The sequence below is a fragment of the Acetivibrio sp. genome (genome assembly GCF_035371925.1).
Classification (GTDB): domain Bacteria; phylum Bacillota; class Clostridia; order Acetivibrionales; family Acetivibrionaceae; genus Hungateiclostridium.
In genome coordinates this window covers 1-2620 of sequence record NZ_DAORXT010000167.1, presented here as the reverse complement: position 1 = coordinate 2620, position 2620 = coordinate 1, and the positions used below count along the sequence as shown (strand labels likewise).

Sequence of the window (2620 nt, the reverse complement as noted above, 5' to 3'; positions counted from 1 at the left end):
ATTTCTGCTTCTCCTTTAATTTTACCAAGAAGCTTGCCGCATTGCAAGCACCTAACGACCCTCAATAGCATCACCGTCCGCATCTGTAGGATTAGGCTTGTTATTCCCAGGCGTCGATGTTGCCTCAGCAGTTCTCCATTTCTCAAGGTATTCCTGGGAATCAATATATACTTGCTCAGGATCACTGAACAGTCCACAGGTAGTAATTGCTATTTGCGGGTGGATGCCCGCTTCAAGCATGTTCTGCAATCCTTGTGTTTTAACCAGCAAATTATCTGTCTTATTTCTAGTAAATTTAATATCTATCTCGCTAAGCTTTATATCTATTCCTGATACATCTTTTAAAATCCTCAATACTACCTTTAAAAATTGCTTTTCCGAACTCTTAAATATAAGCTCAGTATCCCTTGCCCTGGCTTCGGCCGCGCTCCATCCATCCCTAAGTAATACAGCGTTTCCAGTATCGCTGGTAGACCTTGCGTTTTGATGTCTGTCCGGCATACCACAAATGATAAGAATGGTTCTATAAATATCATCTTTGGTTATTTGCGTCTGGCTTTGATCTAATTCTTGAGAAATTATGTCTACATCAGCCGGATTGGTAGAATCGCTTTTTACTTTTAATGCTCCCAATTCTTTTAAGGCCAAAAATGTTTCTTCATCGATGTCACAATTGACAAACTTCATAAAAGATTGGATAAACTGTTCAATACCATCCATCCTGTTCGAGATTGTATTATTAAGAGCATCAAGCAAAGGAAGAACAATCTCAAAAGCTCCCAATCTCGACATATTAGCGGGATATTCAATTATTGGTATATAGCCCAAAGCATGAGGCTCATTCTTTATAATCTCATTGTCCATTACCTCGAAATAAGTGGTAGGGGTATATATGCTATACAATTCTTTTTCTTCCCCGGCAGGCGTTTTGGTTATTACATATTTGCCTGCCATCAATGGTCTTTTTCCAAAGCCATTATTATAAACCACAAATGCATATCTTGGATCAAGAGTGTCTATTTCAAAAGGAACATCTTCATTATCACCCGGCAATACCATTCGATAAGCCGTTCCACAAATATAAAACCATTCGGCTAATTCTTTGTCTTTTTGGGCCTTATCGGCCATAAACATATAATTATTGAGCAATGGTATCTTATTTTCTTCTATGCCTTCTCCGCGGCGCACATATTGAACCGGTTCACCAAAAACGTAACCCTTTTTAAAGTCCACTATTTCATAAGCGTGATTCTCAACAATCTTATTACAAATTTCAGGACGTATTTGTTTTTGCCTGTCCAAAATTGGCTGCCTTCCACGATAATATTTATATAAATAATCAATCTCAAGGCTATTTTGATTATGAATAGGCAGCACCTTGTTCAAGACATCAATAAGGTTGCCTGCCGTTATTTCGCTTTCCGCAGAATATAAAACTTCTCGGCCAAACAATGTTCTACTCATCCTTATAGTCACCCATTTCTATAATAGGTATTTTGTACCTTTTGCAGTAATCTTTTTCAATCATACAACCCTTACTCATACTCTTGCTGCCAAACGTCCACATCTCGTCGCACATATCTAGTAAGGTTAAGCAATATTCCATTCCCTTCTCATAACTGACATCATGATAGAAAAAGCCTGTCGCATGGTGAGGCGAAAGAAAACAAATATTAGGATGTATTGCGATTAATTTTTTAATAAGTGTTGCAACTTTATCTGCATTTTCTTGTTTGCCACCGAATTCATGACATATATAAACGAGTTTTTCCATTATTCCATCGCCACCCTTACGCTTTTCCTATTACCCCTTAAAATTATCTCCTGCAAAGCATGAGAACCAGGCAACATTTGTTTTCGTAAAGTATATCCTCCGTATTTCGTCCACGCTGTTGCTTGCACTAAGTTAAAAGGTTTGTAAGACACTTTCTTGTTTTGAATATCTATAACAATTTTCTCCGGTTTTGTTAAGACCACTTTATGAGCATGGCCAACTATTAAAATATCCAGGTTGTCTATAACGGTGCCGAATCTCTCATTCCGATTGACGCTTGCGCCTGTGTAAATCCCACCGCCAAACCCGTGTATTACGCACATCGTATAAGTGGGGTTTCTAGTCCCTGATCCGTCTTTATCCCCAATACGAACTACAATGAAAGCCGCATTTTCCCTATACCTATCTTCAATATCCAATTTACAGCACACATCGTACAAAGGATGATCGTCAACTTCTTTTTTGCTTCTGTTTTCGTGGTTTCCCGGAACCACGCATAAGATTTTATCTTTTATGTCGCTTAACTGATCGGCCAGCCATTTTTTCTGTTCCATCGGTGTCATTGTTTCCTCGTAAATATTTGTCACCGAGCTTTTTATCCCATTATTCATCATGTCGCCTTGAATGGTTATATAGGAGTTTTGCTCTTTTTTTAATTGCCTAACGAAACTTTTCCAAGTTTCTAACATACATTCCTTAGCACCAATGTGTAGGTCAGATATAGGGTAAATCTTAATGTCGTTATTTTCGGGAAATTCATATATCAATAAATCAAAATCATCACGCAAATAATCACAAATTCTTACGCAAGGAAGCCACTGGCTTTAGCCACGTGGAGGAATTGCG

3 protein-coding genes are annotated in these 2620 nt (G+C 38.2%); all 3 read right to left on the bottom strand.

Features of this window, described 5'->3' with window-relative positions; translation table 11 throughout:
- Positions 1-51 precede the first annotated feature (51 nt).
- Genes PLH43_RS13500 through PLH43_RS13490 form a run of 3 tightly spaced genes read right to left on the bottom strand, consistent with a single transcriptional unit; the run spans position 52 to position 2541 of the window.
- Positions 52-1464, bottom strand: a complete 1413-nt coding sequence (locus PLH43_RS13500; protein WP_324363977.1) for a phage portal protein — start codon at positions 1462-1464, stop codon at positions 52-54.
- Positions 1457-1774: a DUF4406 domain-containing protein gene (locus tag PLH43_RS13495; RefSeq protein WP_324363975.1), complete on the bottom strand. Its 318-nt coding sequence runs from the start codon at positions 1772-1774 to the stop codon at positions 1457-1459. Before PLH43_RS13495 ends, PLH43_RS13500 begins: the two co-directional genes overlap by 8 nt.
- On the bottom strand, positions 1774-2541 hold the full coding sequence (locus tag PLH43_RS13490) for a metallophosphoesterase (RefSeq protein WP_324363979.1): 768 nt from the start codon (positions 2539-2541) through the stop codon (positions 1774-1776). Before PLH43_RS13490 ends, PLH43_RS13495 begins: the two co-directional genes overlap by 1 nt.
- Positions 2542-2620: the final 79 nt, after the last annotated feature.